The organism is Streptomyces sp. cg40 (assembly GCF_050320165.1).
Classification (GTDB): Bacteria; Actinomycetota; Actinomycetes; order Streptomycetales; family Streptomycetaceae; genus Streptomyces; species Streptomyces hokutonensis.
The window spans coordinates 1428615-1455554 of record NZ_CP190128.1 but is presented as its reverse complement, the minus strand read 5'-3'; the positions used below and the strand labels follow the sequence as shown (position 1 = coordinate 1455554).

Here is a 26940-nt window from a genome sequence, read left to right as displayed (position 1 = left end):
GTGCGCACCTGCGAGCCAGATCAGGTGATCGGTTGTCGGCCGATCCGTGCATACACGTCCGGACGCCGTGACCGGAACACCAGGGCGAGGACGAGCCCGGCGAGGAAGACCCCCCAGACGATCACCTGCAAGGCGACTGCCGTCCCGCGGCTACCTCCGGTCAGGAGGACGAAATTGGTGAAGGCCAGGTAGAGCGCCGCACCCAGGGCCGCTGTGGCCAGTGCGGGAGCGATCACGGTGTGCCAGCGCGTCGCGTCGTCGACCTTCCCGCGCGATCGGTGGAAGAACACGAGAACGGCCAGGCTGGTCAGGAACATGAGCACGAGAATGGGGAAACCGCCGGCACCGGTCAGCCAGGCGTACGCCGTCGCCGGGTCGCTTCCGGTGAACGCGAGTACAGAGACGACGAAGACGCTGCTCACCAAGACGGAACTTATGTAGGGCGATCCGTGACGCGGGTGCACCCTGCTGAGGGGCGAGGGCAACGCCCGGTCGGTACCCAAGGAATACCCGTACCGGGCGATGATGTTCTGGCACGAAAGCACCCCTGCGAACACAGAGGTCACCACCAGCACCGAGATCACATCCCGTGCCCACGTTCCTACGAACCGCCCCATGGCGTCCGAGAACATGCCCGGTGGGTTGGTCGTAGCCGCCTGCGTGGCATGCGCCGTGCCGTAGGCGACCACGAGCAGCCACGTGACGACGATGTAGAAGACACCCATGGAGAGCACAGCCAGATAGGTCGCCCGAGGGATCGTTCGCCGTGGATCCCTGGTCTCCTCACGGAAGACCGCCGTGGCCTCGAAGCCTATGAAGGTGGTCACGGCGAAGAGCAGGGCGACCCCCACGGCTCCTGACCTGAAGGAGCCAAAGGCGAACGGGGTGAGCGAGCGCCCCTGCGGCCCCCCTCGGAGGGCGACAGCCAGGTCGAAGATCAGGATCACCACGATCTCCAGCACCATCGCCAGCGACAGCACTTTGGCGGACACGTCGATCCGGAAGTATCCGAAGATCCCGACGACCACGACGAGAGTCAGCGAGTATGACCACCAGGGCGACGACGGGCCGCCGAGCGAGTCGACGACCATGTCGTTGGCGACGGTCCCGAAGAAGAGGGAGGCGCCCACACCGATCATGAAATACCCGAGGACAGCGAGGAGACTCGCGGCCATCCCGACCACACGGCCCAGACCGGCGGTGATGTAGGCGTAGAACGCGCCGGGGTTGGGGACATAGCGGCTCATCGTGGTGTATCCGACGGAGAAGACCACCAGCACCAGGGTCGCCGCGACGAAGGCGAGTGGTGCTCCCGCGCCGGCGGAGCCGATGACCAGCGGTATCACGCCCACAACGCTGGCCAGGGGAGCCGCGAAGGCCAGGACGGTGAAGGCGACCTCCATGACACCCATGCGCCCTTGGAGTTGGGGGCTCACACCGTCGAGGGTGCCAGCCCCGGAGACTGCAGCCGTCGGCTCTGTCGGCTTGAAAGCGGTTTCGTCGCTCATGTCATGACCTTGTCCTGTGAGCAGAGACAGAGATGATCCTGTGGATCCGGGCTCAGGCGCGGTGAACGACGAGGAAGAGCCGCTGGAACGGAAAGAGAGTGCGACCGTCCGGCAGGGGTGGGTAAGCCGCGCGCAGCCGTTCCAGGTAGGTGGTACGGAACTCGGCGAACTCGGCAGCGGTCAGCCCGTCGATGACGGGCCGTAGTCCGGCGGCCTCCACCCAGGCCCACACCGGATCGGGACCGTCCAGGGCGTGTAGATACTCGGTGCTCCAGATGTCCACTTCCGCGTTCGGGCCGGCCAGCAGGTCGTAGTAGCCCATCGCTTCCACCGTGTGCCGGCGGTACAGCGTCCGACGCAGCCCGGGGGCGCCCAGAGGCATGCCGCCCCGCCCACCGTCCTCCAGGGTCTGGGTCATCAGCCGGAACCACGGCGTGCGGTGGAACACCGGCATCTGCGCCGCCAGTACGCCGCGGGGAGCGAGGTCGCGGACCATGCGCCGCAGGAGGTCGCCGTGGTCGGGGACCAGGTGGAACAGCGAATTGGCGAACACCAGGTCGGGACGCTGCCGCGGGCGCCAAGAGCTGATCTCCACCTGGTGCAGATGTGCCGTCGGCGCGGCCTCGGCTGCGGTCCGCAACATCTCCGGCGAGCTGTCGACGCCGTGAACCTCGGCGGCGGGGAAGCGTTCGGTCAACACGCGCGTGAGCGTCCCGGGGCCGCACCCGAGGTCGTACACAACCGCGGGAGGCGTGTCGAACGAGACGCGGTCCAGCAGCTCCAGCGCCGGGCGCATTCGGTGTTCCGGGAAACGCAGGTACAACTGGGGGTCCCAGCTGACCTTTGACGGCCTGTCACTGCTGTCCGTGTGTGCGGGGGTCACTTCCACTCCTTCGCTGAAGCAGGAACGGAGACCGGTCGGGCGGCGACGCCATCGGTGCCCACCTTGGCCACGGACCGGGAAACGGCGGCCCGTAGCTGTCGCTCGACGACGTCCAAGGCCGCCGGCCCGAGCTCTTTCATCGTGCACAACCGCAGCACCCGCTCCATACCTCCGGGCAGTGGACGGCCGGTGAGGGAGTTTCCTGACACGTAGAGGCTGGTCAGCGGTTCATCAGCCGCCTCGGCAACGATCGAGTCGAGCGCCAAGCGGCCGAAGGCGCCCCCACCGACGCGCCGGGATTCACTTTCCTGCGGTCCGACGGACAGATTGAGGATGTTCAGGTCCGGGGCGAAGCAGCTGATGACCTCGGAATCCACGCCGTAGGTTGCCGTTGGCCCGGTCCGGCCGGCCACGGAGAACCGCTTGTGCAGACTCTGAGCCGTCGCGACGCAGCCGCCCAGCAATCGGCCGTAGCCCTGCGAATGCAGCCCGATCTGTCGGTGCGCGGCCCATACGGCGGCAGCCGCGGCTCCGGGGCGTCCCCCTTCGAGCGTGTGGGGACCGAAGGGGATGCGACTGCCATCGCCCTGACCGAAGTACATCGACTCCCGGGCCACGAGGGAGACGGCTCGTCTGTCGCGAAACACCAGGCTGCCTCCCGGGTAGGGGCTGTGGCCGCTCTTGTGGGGATCCACGGTGACCGAGTCGGCGAGCGGCAGCGCCTGGAAAGCGGCGTGGACCTCGGGTTTCATGCGGGCGCCGCTCCCGTGCAACGGGCGGTCCTCGAAAGGAGCCATCGTGCCGTCGGGTCGTAGCCACAGGCTGCGGCAGTACCCGCCGAACGCGGCATCGACGTGGACGTAGAACGACGCGCCGAAACGCCGCTCACAATCGGCCCGCAACCGCAGGATGGCGTCGAGGTCGTCGACCGCGCCTTCTCCGCTGCTGCCGCACATCGCCACCACGGCCAGGATCGGCCGCCCGTTCGCCAGCAGGGCGCGCACGCGCCTGCCGAGCGCGGACACGTCCACCCGGTGTGTCGGCGTCAGCTCCGTCTTCTCCACGTCGGCGGGGCCCAACCCGAGCAGGTCGGCGCATCTGTCCCAGGTGTAGTGCGCGTTTCGGGCGAGGAGCAGCGTGCCCGATGTGTTCGCCTCCCGCCGCTGCTCGGCGGCCAGCCGCGCCACCTCGGGGAGCAGCCCGCGCGCGGACAGGGCCTCGACGAGATCCAGCACCTGGGGTACCGGCATGTTGGCGAGCACCAAGGCGGAGCGACCGGAGACGAGGTCGGCCGTGGCGGGGTGGGCCGCCGCCGCGGCGGGCACGCTGCGCAGGTTGCGGGCGATCCACATGGCTTCGAAGTTGGCCGAGCTGCCTCCCGAGGACAGGTGCGCCCACCCGGTGCCGGGCTGGTAGCCGATCAGACGGCAGAGGTCTTCGGAGACCTCGTGTTCCAGCTCGGTGGTCACCGGAGCGGTCTCCGGTGTGACGTTGTTCGGGTTGTAGAGCATCGCGCAGAGGTAGGCGAGGCTCGCCGCCACCGGGATGTCCGGCGTCATGTGGGCCAGATACAACGGCGAGGGGACGGGCGTCGCCCGGTGCGCGAGTCGCTCGGACAACTCGCGCACCAGACCCTCGACGGCGTCCATGTCCCCCGCCGGCCCCGCCGTGTGCCGCGCCACGGCCTCGTCCGCGGGGGCGATGAGAGCCGGTGCGGCGGCTTCCGCGCACCGCGCGTGCCATCGGTAGTAGTCGTCGACGACCTGCCGCAGCAGCCTCGTGAACAGTTCACGGTTCTCCGGGTGCGGAAACAGTCCCCCACCCGAGCGCGTGTGCCGCATGGGCCCTCCTCCTTTCCCGCGTCGTCCCGTCAGCGCACCATGTGGGCGGAGATGCGTTCGAAGAGCAGATCGATCTGGTCCCACGCCTGGGTGCAGACCTGCATCAGTTTCGGGAATTGCGCGGCCGACAGTCCCTTCAGGTAGTCGCGGCCCAATTCCCGGTGGTCCTCGTCCACTTCGAAATGGAGATCGAAGTACGAGGTGCCGTCCGAGCCCTCGTCGGCGAAGACCACGCCGGTGCGTTCGCCGAACAGTTGGCAGCAGGTCTCGACGGCCATGTGGACGATGACGATCCTCGACGCCTCGTCCGATCCGTACATCTGCATCACGAACCAGTTGCCGACGGCCTCCAGAATGGGGTCGTACACCGTGTCGTTGACGCCGTGGCTCTCCTTGAGCAGGAGGTCGTGCCCGAACTCCTCTCGCAGATGGCCCGCGTACACCTCACGCAGCAGCGGATCGGCGCAGGCCGCCTGCCGTGCGTAGAGCATGCGCTGGAAGTACACCGACCAGACGTAGAGAGCGGATACGAAACGGTCGCGCATCCTGCGGTCCCGTCCCACATGCCCGCCGTCGAACAGGTCGAAGAAGTGATGATCGCTGAACTTGCGCAACCGCTCGGCGTTGTACTCCTCCAGCTTGGCCAGTGGTGTGGAGTCCCCGCTGAACTCGACTCGTGCCGCGTGTTCGTCCTCGTAGAGCCCGCTTCCCTCGAACTGCACCGAGAGTCCGCAGAACTCCTCACCCGGCCTGGTCACGAAACCGTGCCGGGCGCCCGGGGGAACGGCGACGGTGTCCCCCTCGGCCAGCTCCTGCTCCTTGTCCCCGAGGAGTCGGACCGAGCCCTTGCAGACGATGATCATCGACTTGATCGGGTGTTGGTGGACGTCCAGTTGCTCGCCGTCGGCAAGGCGTACCCAGGAGACCGAGAGCCGGCCGGTCTCCGGGAGAAAGCCGGCCAGGAGGTCGTTCCGCCGGAAGTCCCGCTGCTCTCCGAGGTGGTGGGTGTTGCCCTCGACGACGACGGAGGAGATCTGCCGGATGTCGTTGCGGGAGACGGTCAGGACCGCGGTGTCCACCTGTGGTTCCTTGATGGCGAGTTCTTCGCTCACGTGCGTTCACCTTCCTGTGAACTCGAATGGGACGGGGGAGGTCGAGGAGTGTTCCGTTGGGCGTTCCGATGGAGGGAGGCGAGCAACTGCGCGTTCTCGGCCGGGGATCCGACAGAGATCCGCAGATGGTCGCGCCAGCCTTCCGGCTCGGGTGCCACGGCGATATGGGCGTCGTGCAGCCTCGCCAGCGCGGAATCCCGGTCAGTGATCCGGACGGAGATGAATCCGGCGTCCGCGAAGACGTCGAGCACCCCGGGACAGCCCGTCAGGCCTTTCGCCAGCCGGTCGCGTTCCGCCACGCAGGAGGCGATCCTGGACGCGAGTTGTGCGGGTCTGGCCAATTCCGCCGCGGCGGCCTCGGTGACCAGGCCCGGGACGGGGAAGGGCATGCGCACCTTGCGTACCGCGTCAAGGACGGCGGATGCTCCGAGCAACGCTCCGAGCCGCAGATTCGCCATGCCCAGGGCCTTCGACATCGACCGCACCGAGATCAGGTTGGGGTGGGCGTCCAGCTTGTGCCGGTGGGACGGTCGAGAGTTGAACTCGGAGTAGGTCTCGTCGATGATGACGACCCCGTCAAAGCGATCCAGCAAGCGGTCCAGGTCGCCGGCGTCCAGACAGGTACTGGTCGGATTGTTGGGGTCGCACAGGAAAATCCCCTTCACCGGGAGCGACAGCAGGCGTTCGATATCCAGTCGGTCATACCGTGCCCCGCCGAGCGGCACGCGGTACTGGGCGACGTTGTGCAGGGCCGCGAGTCGCTCGAAGAAGCCGAAGCTCGGCCATGTGACCGCGACGGCGTCCTTTCCCGGTTCGAAAAGTGCCCGGAGTGCCAGATCGAGGGCTTCCGTGGCGCCGCGGGTGATCACCGCATCGGCGCCCGCGCCCGCGTCTGCATCCGCATTCGGGGGGTGGTGTCCGCTGTCCTCGGTAGGCGGATCGAGGATTTCCAGTGCGCTCAGATATACGGGAGCGAGGAAATCCGGTGAGTGCTCGGGGTAGCGAAGATATTGTCCGCCGAAGGGATTCTCATTGAATTGAAGGTTGATGAATCCGGATTCCTCGGGGCGCTGTCCTGAAGGGCCTGGCAATCCCCAGGACTGAAGGCGTTCTCGCACTGGTCCGATACCTCTATACCTTTTATGCCTTTACGGGAGACTCCCATGACGGGGAGGGGCTAAACCGCCGTGGCCTGTGTCGGTTTCTGGTGGTAGGCGCGCGCCGCGTGCAGGTAGAGGCGCAGGTCCGCCAGACCTTCCGAGGCGGTGAGGCCCTGGAGAGCCATGAGGTTGTCCGGAGGCAGAGCGACGAGTTCGTCCAGCTCCTCGTGAACGCGTCGGGCCCGCTGCTTCGAGTGCTGAGCGACCGTTTCGCTGTCGAGCCAGAAGGGGAGGGTCAGGCCGTATTCGTAGGCGGCGTCCACTTCGTGCGAAGCGAATTCCGCGATGGCTTCCTCGACGGTCATTGTCTCGATCGGCGGGCGTTTCGGGGTGAACCAGTCGAAGTCCGGGTGGGTGGCGGCCTGGTTCAGGACGGTGTCTGCGACATGGCGGGCGATGACCGGTGAGCAGTGGAAGCCGTCCCGATAGGTGCCGGTGGCGAAGTGCAGCCCGCGGAGGCTGCTCTCACCGATCAGCGGGAAGCAGTCCAGGGGCATCGGGCGCGCTCCGTGCAGCCATTGGGTGACCTGCGAGGACGCGAGCTTCTGGTCGAGGTGCTCGCATATCTGGCGCAGGAACGCATGGCCGTCGCCGACCCCGGGCCCGTGCGCCGGATGGAGCGTGACCATGTTGTTGGCGCCGAGGTACTGCCGGTCCTCTCCGGCCAGGGGCACGAGGTGGAGGCCGCAGGATCCGGCGCGAATGGGTGTGCGCAGTACCGCGCGGGCGCGGTGGGGGGCGGTGCGCCGGGTGAGCAGTGACAGACCGTTGCCGTGCAGCATGGGTGGGGTCTCACCGGGAGGCAGGACGCTGTCGGCGAGAGCGCTGCTGGTACTGCCCGCCGCGAGGATGACGGTGTCGGCCCTGAGCGTGCCGCCGTCGTCGAACCCCACGCCGGTGACGGTGTCCGCGTCGGCCAGGAGGGCCCGCACCGTGGCGGGAAGAAGGTGGACGCCGTGGCGGCGTGACGCTGCCTCCAGCGCGGTGATGACGGCCCGTGCGTCGATGGCGCCTTCGCGGGGCAGGTGCATGGCGTGCGAGGGGCGGGCGCTGGGGCTGGGGTCCAGGCCCTCGATGTCCTGGGGGTCGACCTGCTCGTGCGGCTCGTCGTACTTGATGAGCGCTGCGCGCATCGCCTGGAAGTTCTCCTGGGCGAGATGCCCCGACCTGCCGCTGAGCAGCACGAACGTGCCCTCGGTCCGCGAGGCGCGCAGGGCCGTGGCGTCGGGGCCGACGTCGTCGCAGAGTCGGTCCAGCCATGCGGGCCACTCGTCGAGTGCTTGGCGTGCGATGGTGAATTTCGCTTCGGCGGCGGGGTGTTGGTGGGTGTATTTCGTCACCTCGCCGAAGCAGTTCAGCATCGCGCCGGCTGCCGTGGATGCCGCGAGGGTCCGATCCGGAGGGCCGATCACCGCAATGTTGAGCTTCGGCGCCCGGCGTGCGATCTCGACAGCGATCGACAGTCCGAGTACGCCATTCCCGACGACGGCGATATCCATGCTACTTCGAGCAGCCATAAGGCATCTCCCGGAAGTGGTGGAACGACGGAATTCAAATGCCCAGCGGGGCGCCGCGGCGGTGCGAGTGTCGGACCGGTCGAGGTCGCGCGACTCACTCGTCAGTCCGTTCGCGGTTATGTGAACGACCAGTTCGTGTCTACTCCGTGTATGGTGTCAGGTTGTTTTTCTTGATACTTGTCATCCCGTGCGCAATTTTCTGTCGGTACGTGCCACCGTGAAAGCGGGGTTCGGCGTGCTCGCGTCTCAAGTCACTGAGGGTTTTCAGTCCGGGCACTGATTGGGTGACGCCGACGGGGTGCGCAACGCACGAGGCTCCCGTGCCGTTGGGGGGAGGTGTTCGAAGTCTCAACCCACAGGCACAGGAGCCGCGTTGGTTGCGTATTCTGCCGCACTCGACCTGCCTCATGCCCTGGTCGAGTGGGTCACCATGCTCATGGTCGCCCGTGAGGGTGACCGCCGGTGCAAGCTTGCGCCGCACCAGCGTGCGCTGGTCGGCCTGGTGTACCTGCGGCGGCACGACACCCTTGCCCAACTCGCGGCCGGCTTCGGCATTTGTGTCGGTACCGCGCACGCCTACACGGCAGCCGTCGTCGACCTGCTCGCCGGCCGCGCGCCGGGCCTGTTGCGCGCCCTGCGCGAGGCCGACCCGGAGTACGTCCTGCTCGACGGCACCCTGGCGGAATGCGACCGGGTCGGTGACGGCCGGGCCGACTTCTCCCACAAGCACCGTCGGCACGGGGTGAATGTGCAGGTGGTGACCGACCCTGTCGGGCGGCTGGTGTGGATCTCGCCCGCTCTGCCCGGCCGCGCGCACGACCTCACCGCGGCCCGCACCCACAAGATCATCCGGATCTGCGAGCGCCAGGGCGTCCCGGTCCTCGCCGACCGCGCCTATCTGGGAGCCGGCCCATGGGTGACAACGGCCCTCAGACGCCCGCCGGGCCGCGGGCTCACACCCACCCGGCAGACCGTCAACCGGGCGCTGTCCGCAGCCCGGGCACCGGTCGAGCGCGGCATCGCCCGACTGAAGTCCTGGCACATCTTCCGCCGATCCCGATGCAGCCCGACCGCATGACGTCAATCGCCGCCGCCGTCCTCACCCTGGAGCGCCAACACTGAAAACCCTCACTCTCCCTGTCGGGCTCATGCTTCGATGCGCAGAGCGGCGACCGGGCAGCTTCGAACCGCCTCCTGGACCCGCGAGTCATCGTCAGCGCCGACCTGCGGCTCCAGTACGGCCAGCTTGCCTTCAGCATCAAGCTCGAAGTAGGCCGGTGCCGCGACTTCACACATGCCGTGGCCCTCGCATTTGGTGCGGTCCAGTACGACCCGCTTCATTCGGATGCCTGCTCGGCGTCGGTGGCGGTCGCTGCGGGCGTTTCCCCCGTGAGTCGGGCCCATACTTCCTTCGGGCGCCGCAGAAGCAGGCCGTCGCACTTCTCCCACGTCGCTCGGCGGCCGGCAGCCATGCGCGGATAGTGATCCATGAGGATGTCGATCGCCATATACGCCTCCATGCGGGCCAGCGGCGCACCGAGGCAGCTGTGAATACCGCGTCCAAAGGCGACATGCTGCACGGCAACCTGTCGGGTGATGTCGAACTGACGAGCTGTCGATCCCCAGGACGCCTCGTCGTGATTGGCCGATTGGATACTGAGGTAAGCCTTGTGGCCCGCAGATACAGGACACTCGCCGATGACGGTGTCCTGCACTACGGATCGCGTCATGAACTGCGCCGGCGAGTCGAACCGGAGAGACTCTTCGATAGCGTTTTTGAGCAAGGATCGGTCAGCGGCGATGCGCGCCCAATCGCCGTGCTCCAAGAGTCGGTAGATGCAATTCGCAATCAGCGCTCGGGTCGTGTCTGTCGCGGCCGCGAAGAGCTGCCTCAAGTGCATGACGACCTCAAGGTCCGCCATCTCGCGCTCCCCCGGAGCGGCGAAACAGAGATTATCCAGGACGTCGTCGCGGCGCTGCTCTGGATGGTCGCGTCGGCCGCGTACCACTTGACCCATTATTTCCATGAGTCTGTCGTATTCCGGCATGCTCGTCTCGGGTGCGGGGACCGCCTCGACCAGGGCGTCCGCCAGGACCTCGACCTCGGACCAGTGCTTCTCGGGAAGGCCGATCATGGAGTACGTCACGGCCGACGGGATGTGCGCTATGTAGTCCTTGTGGAGTTCCACTTCACCTGACGTCGGCAGCCCGTCCAGTGCCTTTGCTATGACGCGAGCGACGTGCGGAGCGAGCGATCGCAGTTTCTTGGGGGCCATGCTCCGAAGAAGCCTCGACCGTAGTTCCGTGTGCACTGGCGGATCGAGGTTCGTAATGCCAGAAAATGCGTGATCCCGGTCTTCGCGGCCAATCGTGAAGTTCCCTCTGTTCGACAAGACCGCGCTGTCCTTGAACATCGCGCGTACGTCAGTGTCGGCGGCCACGACGAACAGGACGTCGCTGACTTGGCTGACGGGGCATTCGCGGCGCGCGGCTTCGAGGGCGTCGTCCGGGTCGGCCACGTGACCCGCGTCGTGCGGGGTGAACGGAGTTGCTTTCTTTTTGGTCACGTGTGTTCGCCTTCCGGTGAATGCGAATGGAGTGGAGGGAATCAGATGACTGCGCCGATCTGCTGGCTCGGATCTCGCGGAGAATATGGGCACAGGAAATGATCATGGACGCGAGTCATGCTGGTTCGGTCAATTATGCCAGTCCGGTCGTGGTTATGTGAAAGACCGGCTCGTGTCTACTCCGTGTATGGTGCCAGGTTGTTTTTCCTGATACTTGTCATCCAGCGCGCAATTTTCTGTCGGTACGTGCCAGGTTGCCGGAGGCGGCGGTGGTTCCGGTTGTCGAGATGGCCCGAACCTCCCGGCAGGGCGCTGTCCCAGGACCGAACTGGTGGTGGCCACCTCCTCTGTCGAAGTGGCCCTCGCGACGCGGACCGTTGCCTCGGAACTGCCTGCCCTTCGTCTCCGCAGCCGCAGGCAGGCGAGTGCGTATGGTCGTGCCGTGGTGCCGGGTGACCTCGACCATCTCCGGATCGCGGCCCGCGGTCCCGGTGACGCGGTCGATGCGAAGTCGGCGCCGGCTTTTTCGATCCGGTCGACACCGTGGTGAACCCGGCGGCGACATCGAGGAGTTGGCGGAGTCCACCGAGGCGGAGCAGCTCCGTTGGTCTCCGAGCGTCAGCGCCTCATTCGGGTAAGTACTTTTTGCGGTATTCCCTAGGCGGTACACCGTAGGCGGACCGGAAATTCTTGCTGAGCATCGCCGCGTCCGGCATTCCCCAGGCGGCGGCCAGTTCGCTTATTTTCCTGTGCCGTAGATCTGGATTGGTGAGGTCGTGTGCGAAACACTCCAGGCGTCGGCGTTTGATGTACTGCATGACACTCTCGCCGGTGGGCTCGAACAGTCGGTGCAGCTGTCGTAATGACATGTGATGCTCGGTTGCGAGTGTTGCCGGGCTGACCCCGAAGAGGCCGAGCTGCCTTTCGATGGATTCCTTCACGTCGGTCAGGAGGGGGATGCTGCCGGCCGGGTGATGGTCGCCCATCTCGACGTACGCGATTCTCGCCATGGACGTACCTAGGAAGTAGACGATCTGCTCCAGGCCGGGGCCGATTTCGCCGTCGACGTTCCAGATCTCCGTGGCCAGGGTCCTGAGGAGCGGAAACAACAGCGAACCCGCCTGTGACTTCTCGGGCCTCCGTACCACGTGGAAGGTCCCTGGGCGTGCGGTCGGCATTCTGTCCGTCGGCTCTCCCATGAAGCGAAGGACGAGCAGTCGCGAGACGCCCCGCGCGTGAAAAGAGAAGTCGATGCTGTCATCGGTGACAATCAGAGCGCCCGCATCGATCTCCACGCGACGACCCTCGTGGACCGTGAATGCGATTCCCGACAGCATGTAGAAGATGACACATTGCGACGGGGTGACGCAATCGCTGGATCCGTTCTCGGATCTGATGGCGACCGGTCCGCAGTCCACGGTAGCCACTTCGAGGCCGTCCGCACCGATAGAGTCTATTTCTATGTGCGATGTCGACATGCCTAAACAGCCGCCGTAAGGATGCTCGCCGGCCAGGAAGGGAAAATTCTCAGGATTGACCACGAAGGGTCACCCCCCAATGTGCGGGCTCAGCCCGTCTTCTTACTTTCTTACTTCATCCAACTTTCAAGGAAGTAATCATTTCGGCGTGGGGTCGATAGCATGAAGCCGATTTTCGGCCATCCTTCAGGATTACGCATGAGTTCAACCGCATGGAAAAGTTGCCCCATCCTGTTGCCCGCATATGGTTGCCCCACGGAAAGTAAACGTGTTGCGAATTAAAAAGTCCTGAGAGTTTCGCGGGTTTCGACGTGGTCGGCGATGAGCCCGACAGGGAGAGTGAGGGTTTTCAGTGTTGGCGCTCCAGGGTGAGGACGGCGGCGGCGATTGACGTCATGCGGTCGGGCTGCATCGGGATCGGCGGAAGATGTGCCAGGACTTCAGTCGGGCGATGCCGCGCTCGACCGGTGCCCGGGCTGCGGACAGCGCCCGGTTGACGGTCTGCCGGGTGGGTGTGAGCCCGCGGCCCGGCGGGCGTCTGAGGGCCGTTGTCACCCATGGGCCGGCTCCCTATAGGCGCGGTCGGCGAGGACGGGGACGCCCTGGCGCTCGCAGATCCGGATGATCTTGTGGGTGCGGGCCGCGGTGAGGTCGTGCGCGCGGCCGGGCAGGGCGGGCGAGATCCACACCAGCCGCCCGACAGGGTCGGTCACCACCTGCACGTTCACCCCGTGCCGACGGTGCTTGTGGGAGAAGTCGGCCCGGCCGTCACCGACCCGGTCGCATTCCGCCAGGGTGCCGTCGAGCAGGACGTACTCCGGGTCGGCCTCGCGCAGGGCGCGCGGCAGGCCCGGCGCGCGGCCGGCGAGCAGGTCGACGACGGCTGCGGTGTAGGCGTGCGCGGTACCGACACAAATGCCGAGGCCGGCCGCGAGTTGGGCGAGGGTGTCGTGCCGCCGCAGGTACACCAGGCCGACCAGCGCACGCTGGTGCGGCGCAAGCTTGCAGCGGCGGTCACCCTCACGGGCGACCATGAGCATGGTGACCCACTCAGCCAGGGCATGAGGCAGGTCGAGTGCGGCAGAATACGCAACCAACGCGGCTCCTGTGCCTGTGGGTTGAGACTTCGAACACCTCCCCCAACGGCACGGGAGCCTCGTGCGTTGCGCACCCCGTCGGCGTCACCCAATCAGTGCCCGGACTGAAAACCCTCACTGAGTTTCTTCGAGCTGGCCACTGATCGGGGGACGGTCCGTGAAGCGCAATGACCGAGGCCCCCAGGTTGTTGATCGAGATGTCTGACGTCTCAATCACGTTGCTCGGGGGCCTCGTTGGTCATCCATACTGCCGCACTTGACCTGCCACATGCGCTCGTGGAGTGGGTCACCATGCTGATCGTCACCTGTGAGGGCGACCGCCGATGCAAGCTGCGCCCGTCCCAACGCGCGATGGTGGCACTGGTGTACCTGCGCGAACACACCACCCTGGCGAAGATCGCAGCCGGGTTCGGTATCGGCGAGTCCACCGCTCACGCCTACATCACCGCGGTCGTCGACCTGCTCGCCGAACGAGCACCGGGTCTGCTGAAGGTGCTGCGCGAGAGTGGTGCGGACTTCGTCCTGCTGGACGGCACGCTCGCCGGGTGCGACCGGGTCGGCGACGGACGCGCCGACTACTCCCACAAGCACCGACGCCACGGCGTGAACGTGCAGGTCGTCACCGACCCCGGCGGCCGGCTGCTGTGGCTCTCACCCGCCCTGCCGGGCCGCACGCACGACCTGACCGCGGCCCGCACCCACCGGATCATCCGGATCTGCGAGCGCCAGGGCGTTCCCATCCTGGCCGACCTCGCCTACCAAGGCGGCGGCCCATGGGTGACCACCGGCTCAAACGCAGGCCGCTGCAGGAACTCACCTCAACCGAAAGGACCCTCAACCGGGCCCTGGCCGCTGCGCGAGCACCGGTCGAACGCGGCGTCGCACGCCTGAAGTCCTGGCGCATCTTCCGCAGATCTCGGTGCAGCCCGACCGCATGACGTCAATCGCCAAGGTCATCCTCACCCTTGAGCGGCAACGCTGAAGAAGCTCACTGTTCGGCGCAGCATGCCGGTATCGACGGACTGCTGAGCTTGTGGCTGATGGATCGTGTCCGTCGGAGCTTTTTTGCTCCGCGAATCGTCCGGCAGGAATCTCTTGAGGCGCCAGAATGTAGCCTTAAGGAATTAATCGATTACGGTGGGTATTCTCTGCGGTGGGTTGCCTGGAGTGCAACAGTGCCTCCAGGCAACCCACTTGAGGCCCTAGAAGAAGCCAAGCTTCTTCGGCGAGTACGAGACGAGGAGGTTCTTGGTCTGCTGGTAGTGCTCCAGCATCATCTTGTGGTTCTCGCGGCCGATGCCGGACTGCTTGTAGCCGCCGAACGCCGCGTGCGCGGGGTACGCGTGGTAGCAGTTGGTCCACACCCGGCCTGCCTGGATCGCCCGGCCCGCGCGGTACGCCGTGTTGATGTCCCGGGTCCACACACCGGCACCGAGACCGTACAGCGTGTCGTTGGCGACCTTGATCGCGTCGTCGAAGTCGTCGAACGACGTCACCGAGACCACCGGCCCGAAGATCTCCTCCTGGAAGATCCGCATCCGGTTGTCGCCCTCGAAGATCGTCGGCTGGACGTAGTAGCCGCCCTTCAACTCGCCGTCGTAGTCGAGGCGTTCGCCGCCCGTGAGAACCTTCGCGCCCTCCTGCCGGCCGATGTCCAGGTAGGAGAGGATCTTCTCCAGCTGGTCGTTGGAGGCCTGGGCGCCGATCATCGTGTCGGTGTCGAGGGGGTGCCCCGGCTTGATCAACTCCGTGCGGGCGACGGCCGCCTGGAGGAAGTCGGAGTAGTGGCCGCGCTGGACGAGCGCCCGGGACGGGCAGGTGCACACCTCGCCCTGGTTGAGCGCGAACATCGTGAAGCCTTCGAGCGCCTTGTCGAGGAAGTCGTCGTTCGCCGACGACACGTCGTCGAAGAAGATGTTCGGCGACTTCCCGCCGAGCTCCAGCGTGACCGGCTTGATGTTCTCCGAGGCGTACTGCATGATCAGCCGCCCCGTGGTGGTCTCACCGGTGAAGGCCACCTTCGCCACGCGCGGGCTGGACGCGAGCGGCTTGCCCGCCTCGACGCCGAAGCCGTTGACGATGTTCACCACACCCGGCGGCAGCAGGTCCGCGATCAGGCTCATCCAGTAGTGGATGGACGCCGGGGTCTGCTCGGCGGGCTTGATGACGACCGCGTTGCCCGCCGCGAGGGCCGGGGCGAGTTTCCAGGTCGCCATCAGGATGGGGAAGTTCCACGGGATGATCTGCGCCACGACCCCGAGCGGCTCGTGGAAGTGGTACGCCACCGTGTCGTCGTCGACCTCGCCCAGCGAACCCTCCTGCGCCCGGATCGCCCCCGCGAAGTAGCGGAAGTGGTCGATGGCGAGCGGGATGTCGGCGGCGAGGGTCTCGCGGATCGGCTTGCCGTTCTCCCAGCTCTCCGCGACCGCGAGCGGCTCCAGGTGCGCCTCCATCCGGTCGGCGATCTTGAGCAGGATGTCGGACCGCTCGGTCACCGAGGTGCGCCCCCATCCCGGCGCGGCGGCGTGCGCCGCGTCCAGCGCCCGTTCCACGTCCTCCGCGGTGCCGCGCGCGATCTCCGTGAACGGCTGTCCGTTCACCGGGGACGGGTTCTCGAAGTACTGCCCGCGAGCCGGCGGCACGTACTCGCCGCCGATGAAGTGGTCGTAGCGCGCCTGGTAGGAGACGATCGCGCCCTCGGTGCCGGGTGCCGTGTAACGGGTCATGCTGGTGTGCCTCCCGGAGCAGCGCTGCCCGCCGTTGGGCAGCTCTCGGCGCGAGGCTAGGGAGCGGGACGTTGCATGTACGTTGCGGTGCCTCCCGTGAGGTACGCCAGGTGGGTTACGTCAGCGGCCCGTCCCGCGGGACCAAGGAGCCGGTGCCGCCAACTCCGACTCCAGGGCCGTGAGTCGGGAGCGCACCGGTGCCGTCGGGCGTATCGCCGCGAGCGCCCGCCACACGGCGAGGTCGTCCTCGCCCCACGGCGCGTGCGCCCAGTCGGCCAGCAGATCGGGATCGCGGCGCGCGATCAACGCCGTACGGAGGCCGTCCGCCAGGCGCGCCCTGAGCCGAACCACCGCCGGGGCCTGCGAACCCGGCAGCAGCGGACCCGTGTACGCCGCCGCGGCTCCCGTCACCGCGCCTCCTTCCAGGCGCCGTTCGACGATCGCCACATCGGACTCGACCGGCAGCGTGAGCCGGTAGGGACGCGAGGCGAGCAGACCCGGTCCCAACAGCCTGCGCAGCCGGGCCAGTTCGGCCCGCAGTGTCACCGGCGGCACCGACTCGTCCTCGTACAGCGCGCACAGCAGCTCGTCGCCGGTCAGCCCCTCGGGATGCCGGGCCAGCAGTACCAGGATCTCGCTGTGCCGACGGCTCAGCCTCATCTTGCGTCCGTCGACGCACAGTTGGGCCTCGTCCCGGCCGAGCGCCGTCAGCTCGGGTCCGTCCACCGACGTCTGCTCCGGGGCGAGCAGCGCCAGCTGGGACTCGGCGGCGCGCGCCACCGCCTGCACGAAGCCCAGGCTGTGCGGATGCGCCAGCCCGTCCCCGCCGGTGATGTCCACGGCACCCAGCACCCGCCCGGTGCGCGGATCGTGCACCGGAGCCGCCGCACACGTCCACGGCTGCACTCGCCGGATGAAGTGCTCGGCCGCGAACACCTGCACCGGCCGGTCCACGGCGACGGCCGTACCCGGTGCGTTCGTCCCGACCGCGCTCTCCGCCCAGCGCGCACCCGGCACGAAGTTCATCCGGCCGGCCTTCCGCCGGGTCGCCGGATGCCCCTCGACCCACAACAGCCTGCCCTGCGCGTCGCACACCGCGAGCAGATGCTCGCCGTCCGCGGCGAACGTGCCCATCAGCTCCCGGATCAGCGGCATCACCCGCGCCAGCGGATGCTGCGCGCGATAGACGCCCAGGTCGCCGTCCGTGAGCTCCACGTTCGCCGTGCCCTCGGGACCGACACCGGCCCGTGCCGAACGCCGCCAGGAGTCCGCCACCACCGAGCGCACCGGCTGCGGCACCGTGCCCGCCACGGCGAACGTCTCGTGCGCCCGGCGCAGCACCCGCACCCGCTCGGCAGGGTCGGCCCCCGGCTCCAGGGCCACCCATGGATCGGTCAACTCGGCCTCCCAGGAAGGCGATACGGCGTCGCGAGTACCGCGATACGGCGGTGACACGCCCGCGATACGGCGGGGAAACGCCTGCGGACATCGTCACTCCGGGGAAGGGTACGGACAACCGTTTCGACCGGGCCGGTCCGAACGCGGCACATCCCGGTCGGATCAGGCGTGGAGCAGGCACGGTTCGGACTCCGGCGTTGACCGGATCTCGGCCCGGTCCGGACTCCGGCCCGGTTCGGGTCGGGCCGAAGCGATCAGTCTCATCGAACCGAAGTGACCAGCCTCGTCAGGCCGAAGCGACCAGCCTCATCAAGCCGAAGCGACCAGCCTTATGTAGCGGGTCCAGTCCCAGTTCGGCCCCGGATCGGTGTGGTCGGTGCCCGGCACCTCGTAGTGCCCGATGATGTGGGATCGGTCCTTCGGGAGCCCGTACTTCGCGCAGATCGCCGCCGTGAGCCTGGCCGACTGCTCGTAGAGCGCGTCGGTGAAGTACGCGGGCTGATCCACCCAGCCCTCGTGCTCGATACCGATGCTGCGGGTGTTGTAGTCCCAATTCCCCGCGTGCCAGGCGATGTTGGCCTCCCGGACGCACTGCGCGACATGCCCGTCGGCCGACCGCACGAGATAGTGCGCGGACACCTTCTTCTTCGGGTTCTGGAAGATGGACAGCGTCGAGGAGTACGTCTCCTGGGTGACGTGGATGACCACGTAGTCGACGGGATAGCTGCTGGGGCGGCTGGACGCCGTGTAGTTGGAGGAGGTCGCCGGCTGCCACTCGGCCGACGGATAGTCGACGGCCTGCGGCTGTGCGTCGGCCTGTGGGGCGGGGAGTAACGCGTAGGGGACGGCGGCGAGGGCGGCGCCTTTCAGGAGCCATCGCCTGCTCGGGAGCGGTGTTGCCCGTTCCATGGTCGGGTTGCCTTTCGGTTCAGTGCCGGAGGGCCGCAGCGGTCTCACGCAACCGCGCGTGCAGCCCCCGGTGAGTCTCGCGCGCGGGCAGCCACTCTTTGCGGATCTTGGCCACACACGTGTAGTTGGTGTCGCACACGTTGGCCAACGGCGATTCGACCGCCTGGGTGGCGAATTGATAGGCGTCCAGTTCACTGAACCCGTAGTCCCGCACCAGCCAGCGCACCAGGTCGAGCTGGGAGATGCGGAACGCGTCCTCCAACGGACGGGCCGAACCCGTCGAGATGATGTGCGTGTCCGACTCGATGCGCGGCCAGGGAGTCGCGACGCCCTTGAGCAGTTCCACGATCACCACGGTGTTCATCGCGCACTCGACCGCGACACCACAGGTCTCGCCCTCGCCCTGCCGGGCATGCCCGTCACCGAGACTCAGGAGCGCGCCCTCGACATTGACCCCGAGATAGCAGGTGACCCCGGCCCGCATCTCGGGCGTGTCCATGTTCCCGCCGTGCGCGTCGGGCACCAGCGCCGACCGCACCTCCAGGTTGGCCGGGGCCACGCCCACCGTGCCGTGCATCGGGTCCATTGGCAGCTCGATCTCGATGTCGCTGTCCCGCGCGCGGAACAACGCCGTACGGCGGGTGCGGTCCAACTGCCAGATCCAGACGGTCTCCGGGAGCGGCGGCTGCAGTGTCGCCGTGGTGTGCGTCGACGTGAGCGCGCCGAAGAGGGGCACCGTGGTGGAGGCAGCCCAGTCGCGGGCCGGTTCGATCGACACGAAGTGCACGGCGACCGTGTCGCCCGGCTCCGCGCCCTCCACATGGAAGGGGCCGGTCTGCGGGTTGAGGAACGGGAACTCGCACACCTCGGACACCAGGTCCTTCTCGGACCGTACCCGCCCGGCGAAGCAGTCCTCCGTGTACAGGTCGAGAACCGTGCCGGGCGTGATGCGCGCCACGGGCGGCGCGCCGCCGAACGTCCAGGCGTACTCGCCCGGTTCGGGCCGCACTGTCAGGATCCGGGGGTCGTTCATGGCTGTACTGCTCCGTTCTGAGAAGGACCGCTGGACGCGGGTTCGTCGAGATGGACACGGGCGGTCTCGGCTATTCGCTCGGGGTGGCGCCGCAGCAGGACCAGCAGCACCACGACCCCTGCCGCCATCCAGACGCCGACGATTGGTCCGGCGTAGGAGACGGGAGCGGTCAGCTCGGTGACGAAGTCGAAGACCGGGAGGCCTGCCGCGGTGAGCAGGGCCGGGACGAAGGCCACGATCCCGAGGAGGGGCACCAGCAGGTGCCGTACCGGCTTGAGCAACTCGCGTCTGCGGCGCAGGAAGTAGCCCGCGCAGGCCAGGTTCACGACGATGTAGACGCCGATGACGACCGTGACGATCACCGTCGCCAGGAGGAGGAACGCGGTCACCGGGTCGTAGCCGAGGCCGAGGCCCAGTACGGCGCCCACCGCGACGACGGTCTGCACGGTGATGCCGGCGACGGGGGAGCGGTGGCGGGGGTGCAGCGTCGCGAGGACGCGGGGGAGTACCCGGATGCGGGCCAGGGCGAAGGCGGTGCGGGTCGAGACGGTGGCGCACGCGTTGGCGTTGGCGATCGTCGAGTTGACCACGGCCAGGAACACCAGCACCCAGAACAGCCCGAACGACGCGCGTGCCACCCCCTCCCAGGACGCCGCGCCCGAAGCCCCGAAGCCGGCGAAGCGGTCCGGGCCGAAGTACACCGTCATGGCGTAGGTCGTCAGCACGTAGAAGAGGCCGATGCCGAGGGCCGCGCCGAGCACCGCGCGGTGCATCGTCCGGCGCGGGTCCCGGGTCTCCTCGGCGAGCGGTGCCGCGGCCTCGAACCCGGCGAACGCGAGCACCGTGTAGACCGAGCCGGCGAAGACTCCGCCGAGCCCCGAGTAGCCCTCGGCTGTATGCGAAGTGCCGAACACCGACAGGGTGTTGGCGCTGCCGGCCTTGCCGATCAGCCAGACGGCGAACACCAGGAAGACGAGGATCTCGAAGACCCCGAGGACCGTGCCGAAGCGGGCGGAGGCGCGCGCTCCGAACCAGCCCGCCGCCGCGATGATCGCGGCGCCCGCGAGTGCCCACGGCCACCACAGGTTCTCCGGATACGAGGACCACTCCTGGTGCAGGGTGCCCGCCGTGGTGAAGCCGAGTTGGAGGAGCAGCAGCGGTGGGACCAGTGCCTCCACGAAGACATAGCCCCAGCCGACCAGGAAGCCGACGGACGGATGCAGTCCCTGCGCCGCGTACGTGGCCACCGAACCGGCGGCGGGCAACTCCCGGGCCAGCTCCGCCACGCAGGACGCGGTGAACAGGCAGGCCGCCAATGCGATCAGCACCGACAGCGGCAGGCTGCCGCCCGCGAAGGCCGCGCCCGAGGGGATCGACGCGGCGACGGCGGCGGCCGGCGCCATCGCCGTGACGCTCTGGAAAAGGACCTCGCGCAGCCCGACGGCGTCCCGTCGCAGTCCCTGAACTGTCGCCTCCGACACGTGAATCCCCCCTGTCCGCCCTCACCTGTCCGCCGTTCTCACATCACGACGGCTGCGCCTCGCGTGAATCACGGTACGGCGCTTGCGGGTTGGGCAGTAGGGCGTGGTGGGCTTCCGTGGACGACGACGGAGCTGTGGAAAACCCGGCCACCCGAACGAGCGAAGGCCGAGTGAAGTCGGTTGTGTTTCAGGCCTGTTCGGCCACGATGTCCACGGCTCGTTCAGCTCGTCCGGCCACCGCCGCCGGGTCGTCGAGCACGGCCCGCACCACCGAGTGCGCGGCTCCCAGCAGCGGACCCTCGGGCCCCAGCCGCGACACCGACACCGGACAGGCCGGGCCCGCGCTGCGCCGCGCCAACTCGGCCTCCAGCGACGGCAGCAGCCAGGGCGCGAGCCCGGACAACGCGCCGCCCAGCACCACCAGTTGAGGATCGAGCAGGTTGACCGCGCCGGTCAGCGCGATGCCGAGCGCCGTACCCGCCTCGTGCAGGGCACGTCTTACCGCCTCGTCGCCGTCGGCGGCGCGGGTGGCCAGCAGACCGACCCGGTCCCCGCCGGGCTCAAGACCGGCGGCGCGCAGCACCGCCTCCTCGCCCGCGTACTGTTCGAGACACCCGCGTCCGCCGCACGCGCACTCCGGCCCGTCCGGGCGGACCGGCACATGCCCCAACTCGCCCGCGAATCCGCGCGTTCCGCGCAGCAGTCCGCCGTCCACGACGACCGCCGCGCCGATACCGATCTCGGCCGATACATGCAGGAAGTCACGCGGGGTGGTCTCGCCCAGCCAGAGTTCGGCGAGCCCGCCGAAGTTGGCCTCGTTGTCCACGGTGGGCGGGAGTTCGGCGGGCAGCAGGGCGCCGAGATCCGTGTCGTGCCAGTCGAGGTTCGGGGCGCGGACGACCGTACGGCCGTCGCGTGCCACCAGACCGGGCACGGCGACCGCGAGCCCGGCCGGCCACAGGCCCTCCGCGTCCGCCTCGGCGACGACCTGCCGTACCAGCGCTGTGAGTTCGGCGAGGACCGGCTCGGGGGAACGGCCGCGGTTGACACCGTGCCGCACCGCCCGGGCCCGTATCTCACCGCGCAGGTCGACCGCGCAGACCGCGAGATGGTCGACGCCGACCTCCGCGCCGATTCCGGCCGGACCGCGCCCGCTGACGGCGAGCGCCGATCCGGGGCGGCCCACCCGGCCAGGCCGCTCGGGGCCCAGTTCTTCGAGGAGACCCGACCGGATCAGCTCGTCCACCAGCGTCGACACCGCCGCACGGGTCAGCCCGATGCGCGAGGCGACGGCCGCGCGCGAGAGCGGACCCTCGGCGCTCACGGTGTGCATCACCCGGGCGAGATTGCGGCGGCGCATACCCTGCTGGGTGTCGGGCAGGGCACGTCCGGGCCCGGCGGGGTGCGCCTCGTGCAGCGGTGCGGTCATGCCTCCCTCAGTCCTCGATCGGCAGTCCTCGATCGGTGTGCGTCAACGGCCGCTCGGGTCGCGTTCGAGCAGCGGAGCCGCGTCGGAGAGTACCCCGGAGATCCTGGCGAACGTCGCCTCGTCCCGCTCCACGGCGTCCAGCACCGGCCCGGCGGCCGTGTTCCAACGCCGGGCCACCGCGGCCGGGTCCTCGCCGGTCAGCAGGCCCGCGGCCTGCGCGGCGGCCCCGAGAGCGACCAGCTCCTTCGCCTCGGGCACCTGGACGGGACGTCCCGACAGCCGGCGTACCGTCTCCTGCCAGGCCGTGCCCCGCGCGCCCCCGCCGATCAGCAGCAGGGGCGTGGTGCGGTCCGCGTCCTCGTCGAGGACCAGGTCGAGCGCGCCCAGCAGGGCGTGTACGGCACCGTCGTAGGCGGCCTGGAGGAGCTGGCCGCCGGTGGTGTCGTGACGCAGGCCGTGCAGGAGGCCCGAGGCGTTGGGGAGGTTCGGGGTGCGCTCGCCGTCCAGGTAGGGGAGCAAGGTGACCGACGTGCCGGGTTCCACGGCATTCCGGTCCAGGCCGAGCAGGGCCGCGATCCGGTCGACGGCGAGGGTGCAGTTCAGGGTGCAGGCCAGGGGCAGCCAGTCGCCGTGCGCGTCGGCGAAGCCCGCGACCGTGCCGGACGGGTCGGCGGGGCGGTGCTTCGACACCGCGTACACCGTGCCCGAGGTGCCGAGGCTGAGCACGGGCGCGCCGGGGCGGAGGCCGAGGCCCAGTGCGGCGGCCGCGTTGTCGCCGGTGCCGGGGGCGACCAGGGTGCCCTTGGAGAACGGCAGGTCGTGGCAGTCGCGCACCGTGCCCGCCACCTCGCCCGGCCGCACCACCCGGGGCAGCAGCGCCGGGTCGAGCCCGACATGCCGGAGGATCTCCTCGTCGTACGACTCGGTGCCCGACGCCCACCAGCCTGTGCCGGAGGCGTCGCCCCGGTCGGTGGTGCCCTGGCCCGTGAGCCGTTCGGTGAGGTAGTCGTGGGGGAGGCGTACGGCCGCCGTGGCGCGCACCGACTCCGGCTCGTGCTCGGCGAGCCAGGCCCACTTCGTGACCGTGAAGGAGGCGCCCGGCACGCTGCCGGTGCGCTCCGCCCAGGCCTTCGGACCACCCAGTTCCTCGATCAGACGGGTGGCCTGCGGCGCCGAGCGCACGTCGTTCCACAGCATGGCGGGCCGTACCGGCTCGCCCCGGGCGTCCAGGGTGACCAGGCCGTGCTGCTGGCCGCCGATCGACACCGCCGCCGCTTCGTGGGCCGCGTCCCCGCACTGGCGCAGGGCCTCGCACAGGGCGTCCCACCACTGCCGGGGGTCGCTCTCCCGGCCCGCCCCGGAGGAGACGGTGTGCGGCGCCTGGCCACTCGCGACGATCTGGCCGGTGGACACGTCGACGACCAGTGCCTTGGTGGACTGCGTGGACGAATCCACGCCGACGACGAGCGGACCCTCGGCTGCTGACATCGGGTTTCTCCCTTGTGTGCGGCATGTGTCTCCGCCCGGAGACACATTGTCCCTTCCCAGAGACGCTCCGGCATACTAATTTGTAAACCGCCATGACGAAATAGTCGGAGCGAAGCAGCAAGGAGCCGCGTCATGAACTACCAGCCCACCCCCGAGGACAGGTTCACCTTCGGCCTGTGGACCGTCGGCTGGCAGGGAAGGGACCCGTTCGGCGACGCCACCCGCCGCGCCCTCGACCCGGTCGAGACGGTGCAGCGACTGTCCGAGCTCGGCGCCCACGGTGTGACCTTCCACGACGACGACCTGATCCCCTTCGGGTCCTCGGACACCGAGCGCGAGGCGCACATCAAGCGCTTTCGCGAGGCCCTCGACGCGACCGGCATGAAGGTGCCGATGGCGACCACCAACCTCTTCACGCACCCCGTCTTCAAGGACGGCGCGTTCACCGCGAACGACCGCGACGTACGCCGCTACGCCCTGCGCAAGACGATCCGCAACATCGACCTCGCCGCCGAGCTGGGCGCCGAGACCTACGTCGCCTGGGGCGGCCGGGAGGGTGCCGAGTCCGGCGCCGCCAAGGACGTACGCGTCGCGCTCGACCGCATGAAGGAGGCCTTCGACCTCCTCGGCGAGTACGTCACCGAACAGGGCTACAACCTGAAGTTCGCGATCGAGCCCAAGCCGAACGAGCCCCGCGGCGACATCCTGCTCCCCACCGTCGGCCACGCCCTGGCGTTCATCGAGCGCCTGGAGCGCCCCGAGCTCTACGGCGTCAACCCCGAGGTCGGCCACGAGCAGATGGCCGGGCTGAACTTCCCGCACGGCATCGCCCAGGCCCTGTGGGCGGGCAAGCTCTTCCACATCGACCTCAACGGCCAGTCCGGCATCAAGTACGACCAGGACCTGCGCTTCGGCAACGGCGACCTGCGTGCCGCCTTCTGGCTGGTCGACCTCCTGGAGAGCGCCGGTTACGCAGGCCCCAAGCACTTCGACTTCAAGCCGCCGCGCACCGAGGACCTCGACGGCGTGTGGGCGTCCGCGGCCGGCTGCATGCGCAACTACCTGATCCTGAAGGAGCGTTCGGCCGCCTTCCGCGCCGACCCGGTGGTCCAGGAGGCCCTGCGCGCCTCGCGTCTGGACGAGCTGGCGCAGCAGACCGCGGCCGACGGCCTCAAGGCGCTGCTCGCGGACCGCTCGGCGTTCGAGGACTTCGACGTGGAGGCCGCCGCCAAGCGCGGGATGGCCTTCGAGCAGCTCGACCAGCTCGCCATGGACCACCTCCTGGGAGCACGCGGCTGACGGCACGCGCGCGTGCGTCACTCACGAGCCCGCCGGTTCCCGTGAGTTCGCCTCGGTTTTCATGAGGTCCTCTTTGTGACCGACCCCCGTGCAGAATGCTCCGGAATCATGCGATCCATGGCATGAGTCCGTATCAACCACCGCGCGGGGGTCGCGTCATGACCTCCACGAGGCGACCCTTGTCGGTATGGCCATGCCGCCCGTACCGCCTCGACCGCCCGGGCCACCGGACGCCACCCCGCCTCAAGGAGGGGGCTTCGGACCACCTCCCGGAGACTTCGGGCACGGATCCGGAGGGGGCTACGGAGACTACGAACCGCCGCCCCGCAGGCGCCCCCGACCGCTGTTCGTCCTGCTCACCGTGATCGTGGCGGCCGGAGCCGTCGTCGCCGTCGCGCTGATGGTCTTCGGGGGACACGACTCACCGGACAAGAAGCAGCCGGCGGAGAGCAGTTCGAGCAAGACCCCGTCGCTGAGCCTCCCGACGAGACTCCCCACCAGCCTGCCGACCAGGCTCCCGACGGCGCTTCCCTCGAAACTCCCCTCGGAACTGCCGAGCGAGATCCCGAGCGACATCCAGTCGCTGCTGCCGTCCCTGCTCGGCTAGTTCCCTCGGGAGCCGACGTGTCCTAGACGCCGTGGGGGAGCTTCAGGTACACCAGGGTCGTCTCGATACCGCTGTCGACCAGCCGCCCCTGCGCGTCGAACGCGCCCGCGCCGTCCGTCATCCCGAAGTCGTTGTCATTGATGAGAGCGAGCGTGTCGTGGTCCACGCGCGCGATGCCCTCGATCTTCTGCGGCACCCCGGAGACGGTCCCCAGGTCCACGACCAGCTTCTTGGCCAGCACCGGGACACCCGCGGCGGCGGGATCGTCCAACTGCTCCAGGGACGGGAACGTCGTGTCGTCGTCGTAGCGACCGCCGAGGATGTTCGACTTCCGGTCCAGCTCGACGAGTTGGAGCCGGGCGGCCTTGTCGGTGCGCTCCTCGACCAGGAGTCGGTCGTCGCCCACGGCGACCACTGAGGAGATCTTGAGCTCCGAGGTGTCGTCCTCGCTGGGGTCGACCACGTTCACCGGGTCGAAGCGGTACGCGTACTCCGCCGTGACCGCCTTCCTCTTCGTGGAGAAGCGCAGCAGACGGGTGTTGAGCGACGCGTTCCCGGCGTCCCCGTCCGGCAGCGACAGCGGGCTCTGCAGGGCCATCACCAGGTCACCGCCGGGCAGTTGGGCGAGCCCCTCGAAGCCCCGGTTGATCTTCCGGTGCAGCAGAACGGCCGGCAGCGCCTCCACCACCGGGTAGTCGGCCCCGGTCAGATGCAGCCCCTTGGGCACGTACCGCGTGAGCACCTTCCCGCGCGCGGAGACATGCACCAGGGAAGGGCCGTATTCGTCGACGAGCCAGAACGAACCGTCCCCGGCCCGCACAATGCCCTCCGTGTCCAGCCCGTTCGGGTTGTACGACAGCGGCGTCTGCGCGTCGTAGGAGTACGGCGCCTCGTCGCGTCCCTGCTGGTTCGACAGCCCTGTGACGCCCTTCCCGGAGGACGTGGTGATCGGGATGGCGTCCAGGACCTTGATCGTGTCCCCGGAGACACGGATCTTCACGATCGCCGGGTCGAAACCGGGCACCGGGAACGTACGGCGCTTCGTCCCGCTCACCTTGATCTGGCCGTTGGGCCCGCGGTCGGTGATCGTCCAGTACTCGCCCTTGCGGCCGGCCGGGTAGATGTCGCTGCCGATGCCGCCGAGGTCCACTCCCCGGTCGTTGTCCACCGACCCGGGCAGCAGCGCGTTGCTGAACGCGCCGAGCGGGATGTCGCCCAGTGTCGCCGTGCGGGTGACATGGGCGGCCCCGCTCCCGGAGGGGGCTCCGGCGGCCGTACCGGCCGCCATCAGGGCGACCGCTACGGCGAGCGGAACACCCGCCGCGACGGGACGACGGACGCGGCGCCGGACGGGGCATGCGGGGACATCTGGCCTCCTGAGGGCAAATTCGTTGACAGCGGCCAGAG

The 26940-nt window shown here is 68.4% G+C and carries 18 protein-coding genes and 4 pseudogenes; 4 read left to right on the top strand and 18 right to left on the bottom strand.

Features of this window, described 5'->3' with window-relative positions; translation table 11 throughout:
* Positions 1 to 20 precede the first annotated feature (20 nt).
* Genes ACQHII_RS06430 through ACQHII_RS06405 form a run of 6 tightly spaced genes read right to left on the bottom strand, consistent with a single transcriptional unit; the run spans position 21 to position 8021 of the window.
* Complete coding sequence (locus tag ACQHII_RS06430; RefSeq protein WP_427918310.1) at positions 21 to 1508, bottom strand: APC family permease; 1488 nt, start codon at positions 1506 to 1508, stop codon at positions 21 to 23.
* Between the two features lie 52 nt (positions 1509 to 1560).
* Complete coding sequence (locus ACQHII_RS06425; RefSeq protein ID WP_427918309.1) at positions 1561 to 2391, bottom strand: methyltransferase domain-containing protein; 831 nt, start codon at positions 2389 to 2391, stop codon at positions 1561 to 1563.
* Positions 2388 to 4232 carry a pyridoxal phosphate-dependent decarboxylase family protein gene (locus ACQHII_RS06420; protein ID WP_427918308.1) on the bottom strand — a complete coding sequence of 615 codons (1845 nt, stop codon included), beginning with the start codon at positions 4230 to 4232 and terminating at the stop codon, positions 2388 to 2390. The genes ACQHII_RS06425 and ACQHII_RS06420 overlap by 4 nt, the downstream gene beginning before the upstream one ends.
* A 29-nt stretch (positions 4233 to 4261) precedes the next feature.
* Positions 4262 to 5344, bottom strand: a complete 1083-nt coding sequence (locus ACQHII_RS06415) for a cupin domain-containing protein (protein ID WP_427918307.1) — start codon at positions 5342 to 5344, stop codon at positions 4262 to 4264.
* Entirely contained in the window at positions 5341 to 6462 is a 1122-nt protein-coding gene (locus ACQHII_RS06410; protein ID WP_427918306.1) for an aminotransferase class I/II-fold pyridoxal phosphate-dependent enzyme, read from the bottom strand. Before ACQHII_RS06410 ends, ACQHII_RS06415 begins: the two co-directional genes overlap by 4 nt.
* 59 nt (positions 6463 to 6521) lie before the next feature.
* On the bottom strand, positions 6522 to 8021 hold the full coding sequence (locus tag ACQHII_RS06405; RefSeq protein WP_427918305.1) for an NAD(P)/FAD-dependent oxidoreductase: 1500 nt from the start codon (positions 8019 to 8021) through the stop codon (positions 6522 to 6524).
* Between the two features lie 373 nt (positions 8022 to 8394).
* Here ACQHII_RS06405 and ACQHII_RS06400 point away from each other — a divergent pair.
* A pseudogene (locus tag ACQHII_RS06400) lies at positions 8395 to 9143 on the top strand (transposase family protein).
* 24 nt (positions 9144 to 9167) lie between these two features.
* Here the strand turns inward: ACQHII_RS06400 and ACQHII_RS06395 are convergent.
* The 4 genes and pseudogenes from ACQHII_RS06395 to ACQHII_RS06380 form a co-directional block, all read right to left on the bottom strand.
* On the bottom strand, positions 9168 to 9362 hold the full coding sequence (locus tag ACQHII_RS06395) for a ferredoxin (protein ID WP_427918304.1): 195 nt from the start codon (positions 9360 to 9362) through the stop codon (positions 9168 to 9170).
* Positions 9359 to 10588: a cytochrome P450 gene (locus ACQHII_RS06390; protein ID WP_427918303.1), complete on the bottom strand. Its 1230-nt coding sequence runs from the start codon at positions 10586 to 10588 to the stop codon at positions 9359 to 9361. The genes ACQHII_RS06395 and ACQHII_RS06390 overlap by 4 nt, the downstream gene beginning before the upstream one ends.
* Positions 10589 to 11214: 626 nt before the next feature.
* Positions 11215 to 12129 (bottom strand): helix-turn-helix domain-containing protein, encoded by a 915-nt coding sequence (locus ACQHII_RS06385; protein WP_427918302.1) that lies wholly within the window; start codon positions 12127 to 12129, stop codon positions 11215 to 11217.
* 286 nt (positions 12130 to 12415) lie between these two features.
* A pseudogene (locus tag ACQHII_RS06380) lies at positions 12416 to 13163 on the bottom strand (transposase).
* A gap of 234 nt (positions 13164 to 13397) precedes the next feature.
* On the opposite strand from ACQHII_RS06380, the pseudogene ACQHII_RS06375 reads away from it, so the two are divergent.
* A pseudogene (locus tag ACQHII_RS06375) lies at positions 13398 to 14145 on the top strand (transposase family protein).
* Between the two features lie 220 nt (positions 14146 to 14365).
* Here ACQHII_RS06375 and exaC read toward each other — a convergent pair.
* From exaC to xylB, 7 genes are all read right to left on the bottom strand, one after another.
* A complete protein-coding gene (exaC, locus tag ACQHII_RS06370; RefSeq protein WP_093630451.1) occupies positions 14366 to 15889 on the bottom strand; it encodes an acetaldehyde dehydrogenase ExaC in 1524 nt (507 codons plus the stop codon).
* A 120-nt stretch (positions 15890 to 16009) separates the two neighbouring features.
* Positions 16010 to 17287 carry a GAF domain-containing protein gene (locus ACQHII_RS06365; RefSeq protein WP_427918301.1) on the bottom strand — a complete coding sequence of 426 codons (1278 nt, stop codon included), beginning with the start codon at positions 17285 to 17287 and terminating at the stop codon, positions 16010 to 16012.
* A gap of 309 nt (positions 17288 to 17596) precedes the next feature.
* Positions 17597 to 18196: an N-acetylmuramoyl-L-alanine amidase gene (locus ACQHII_RS06360; protein ID WP_427918300.1), complete on the bottom strand. Its 600-nt coding sequence runs from the start codon at positions 18194 to 18196 to the stop codon at positions 17597 to 17599.
* A gap of 19 nt (positions 18197 to 18215) precedes the next feature.
* Entirely contained in the window at positions 18216 to 19229 is a 1014-nt protein-coding gene (locus ACQHII_RS06355) for an acetamidase/formamidase family protein (protein WP_427918299.1), read from the bottom strand.
* A complete protein-coding gene (locus ACQHII_RS06350; RefSeq protein ID WP_427918298.1) occupies positions 19226 to 20710 on the bottom strand; it encodes an APC family permease in 1485 nt (494 codons plus the stop codon). The genes ACQHII_RS06355 and ACQHII_RS06350 overlap by 4 nt, the downstream gene beginning before the upstream one ends.
* 187 nt (positions 20711 to 20897) lie before the next feature.
* Entirely contained in the window at positions 20898 to 22139 is a 1242-nt protein-coding gene (locus ACQHII_RS06345; RefSeq protein WP_427918297.1) for an ROK family protein, read from the bottom strand.
* Positions 22140 to 22181: 42 nt separating this feature from the next.
* Positions 22182 to 23627: a xylulokinase gene (gene xylB, locus ACQHII_RS06340; protein WP_427918296.1), complete on the bottom strand. Its 1446-nt coding sequence runs from the start codon at positions 23625 to 23627 to the stop codon at positions 22182 to 22184.
* Between the two features lie 132 nt (positions 23628 to 23759).
* On the opposite strand from xylB, the gene xylA reads away from it, so the two are divergent.
* Together xylA and ACQHII_RS06330 are read left to right on the top strand one after the other, a co-directional pair.
* A complete protein-coding gene (xylA, locus tag ACQHII_RS06335) occupies positions 23760 to 24926 on the top strand; it encodes a xylose isomerase (protein ID WP_427918295.1) in 1167 nt (388 codons plus the stop codon).
* Positions 24927 to 25113: 187 nt separating this feature from the next.
* Positions 25114 to 25533 (top strand): hypothetical protein, encoded by a 420-nt coding sequence (locus ACQHII_RS06330; protein WP_427918294.1) that lies wholly within the window; start codon positions 25114 to 25116, stop codon positions 25531 to 25533.
* Positions 25534 to 25555: 22 nt separating this feature from the next.
* Here ACQHII_RS06330 and ACQHII_RS06325 read toward each other — a convergent pair.
* Positions 25556 to 26901 (bottom strand): annotated as a pseudogene (locus ACQHII_RS06325) (esterase-like activity of phytase family protein).
* Positions 26902 to 26940 lie beyond the last annotated feature (39 nt).

Bases quoted from the DNA above. Each gene is read 5' to 3' on its own strand.
- ACQHII_RS06405 (WP_427918305.1), bottom strand. From the start codon at position 8,021: ATGGCTGCTCGAAGTAGCATGGATATCGCCGTCGTCGGGAATGGCGTA.
- ACQHII_RS06355 (WP_427918299.1), bottom strand. From the start codon at position 19,229: ATGAACGACCCCCGGATCCTGACAGTGCGGCCCGAACCGGGCGAGTAC.
- xylB (WP_427918296.1), bottom strand. From the start codon at position 23,627: ATGTCAGCAGCCGAGGGTCCGCTCGTCGTCGGCGTGGATTCGTCCACG.
- ACQHII_RS06345 (WP_427918297.1), bottom strand. From the start codon at position 22,139: ATGACCGCACCGCTGCACGAGGCGCACCCCGCCGGGCCCGGACGTGCC.
- ACQHII_RS06420 (WP_427918308.1), bottom strand. From the start codon at position 4,232: ATGCGGCACACGCGCTCGGGTGGGGGACTGTTTCCGCACCCGGAGAAC.
- xylA (WP_427918295.1), top strand. From the start codon at position 23,760: ATGAACTACCAGCCCACCCCCGAGGACAGGTTCACCTTCGGCCTGTGG.
- ACQHII_RS06430 (WP_427918310.1), bottom strand. From the start codon at position 1,508: ATGAGCGACGAAACCGCTTTCAAGCCGACAGAGCCGACGGCTGCAGTC.
- ACQHII_RS06330 (WP_427918294.1), top strand. From the start codon at position 25,114: ATGGCCATGCCGCCCGTACCGCCTCGACCGCCCGGGCCACCGGACGCC.
- ACQHII_RS06360 (WP_427918300.1), bottom strand. From the start codon at position 18,196: ATGGAACGGGCAACACCGCTCCCGAGCAGGCGATGGCTCCTGAAAGGC.
- exaC (WP_093630451.1), bottom strand. From the start codon at position 15,889: ATGACCCGTTACACGGCACCCGGCACCGAGGGCGCGATCGTCTCCTAC.
- ACQHII_RS06395 (WP_427918304.1), bottom strand. From the start codon at position 9,362: ATGAAGCGGGTCGTACTGGACCGCACCAAATGCGAGGGCCACGGCATG.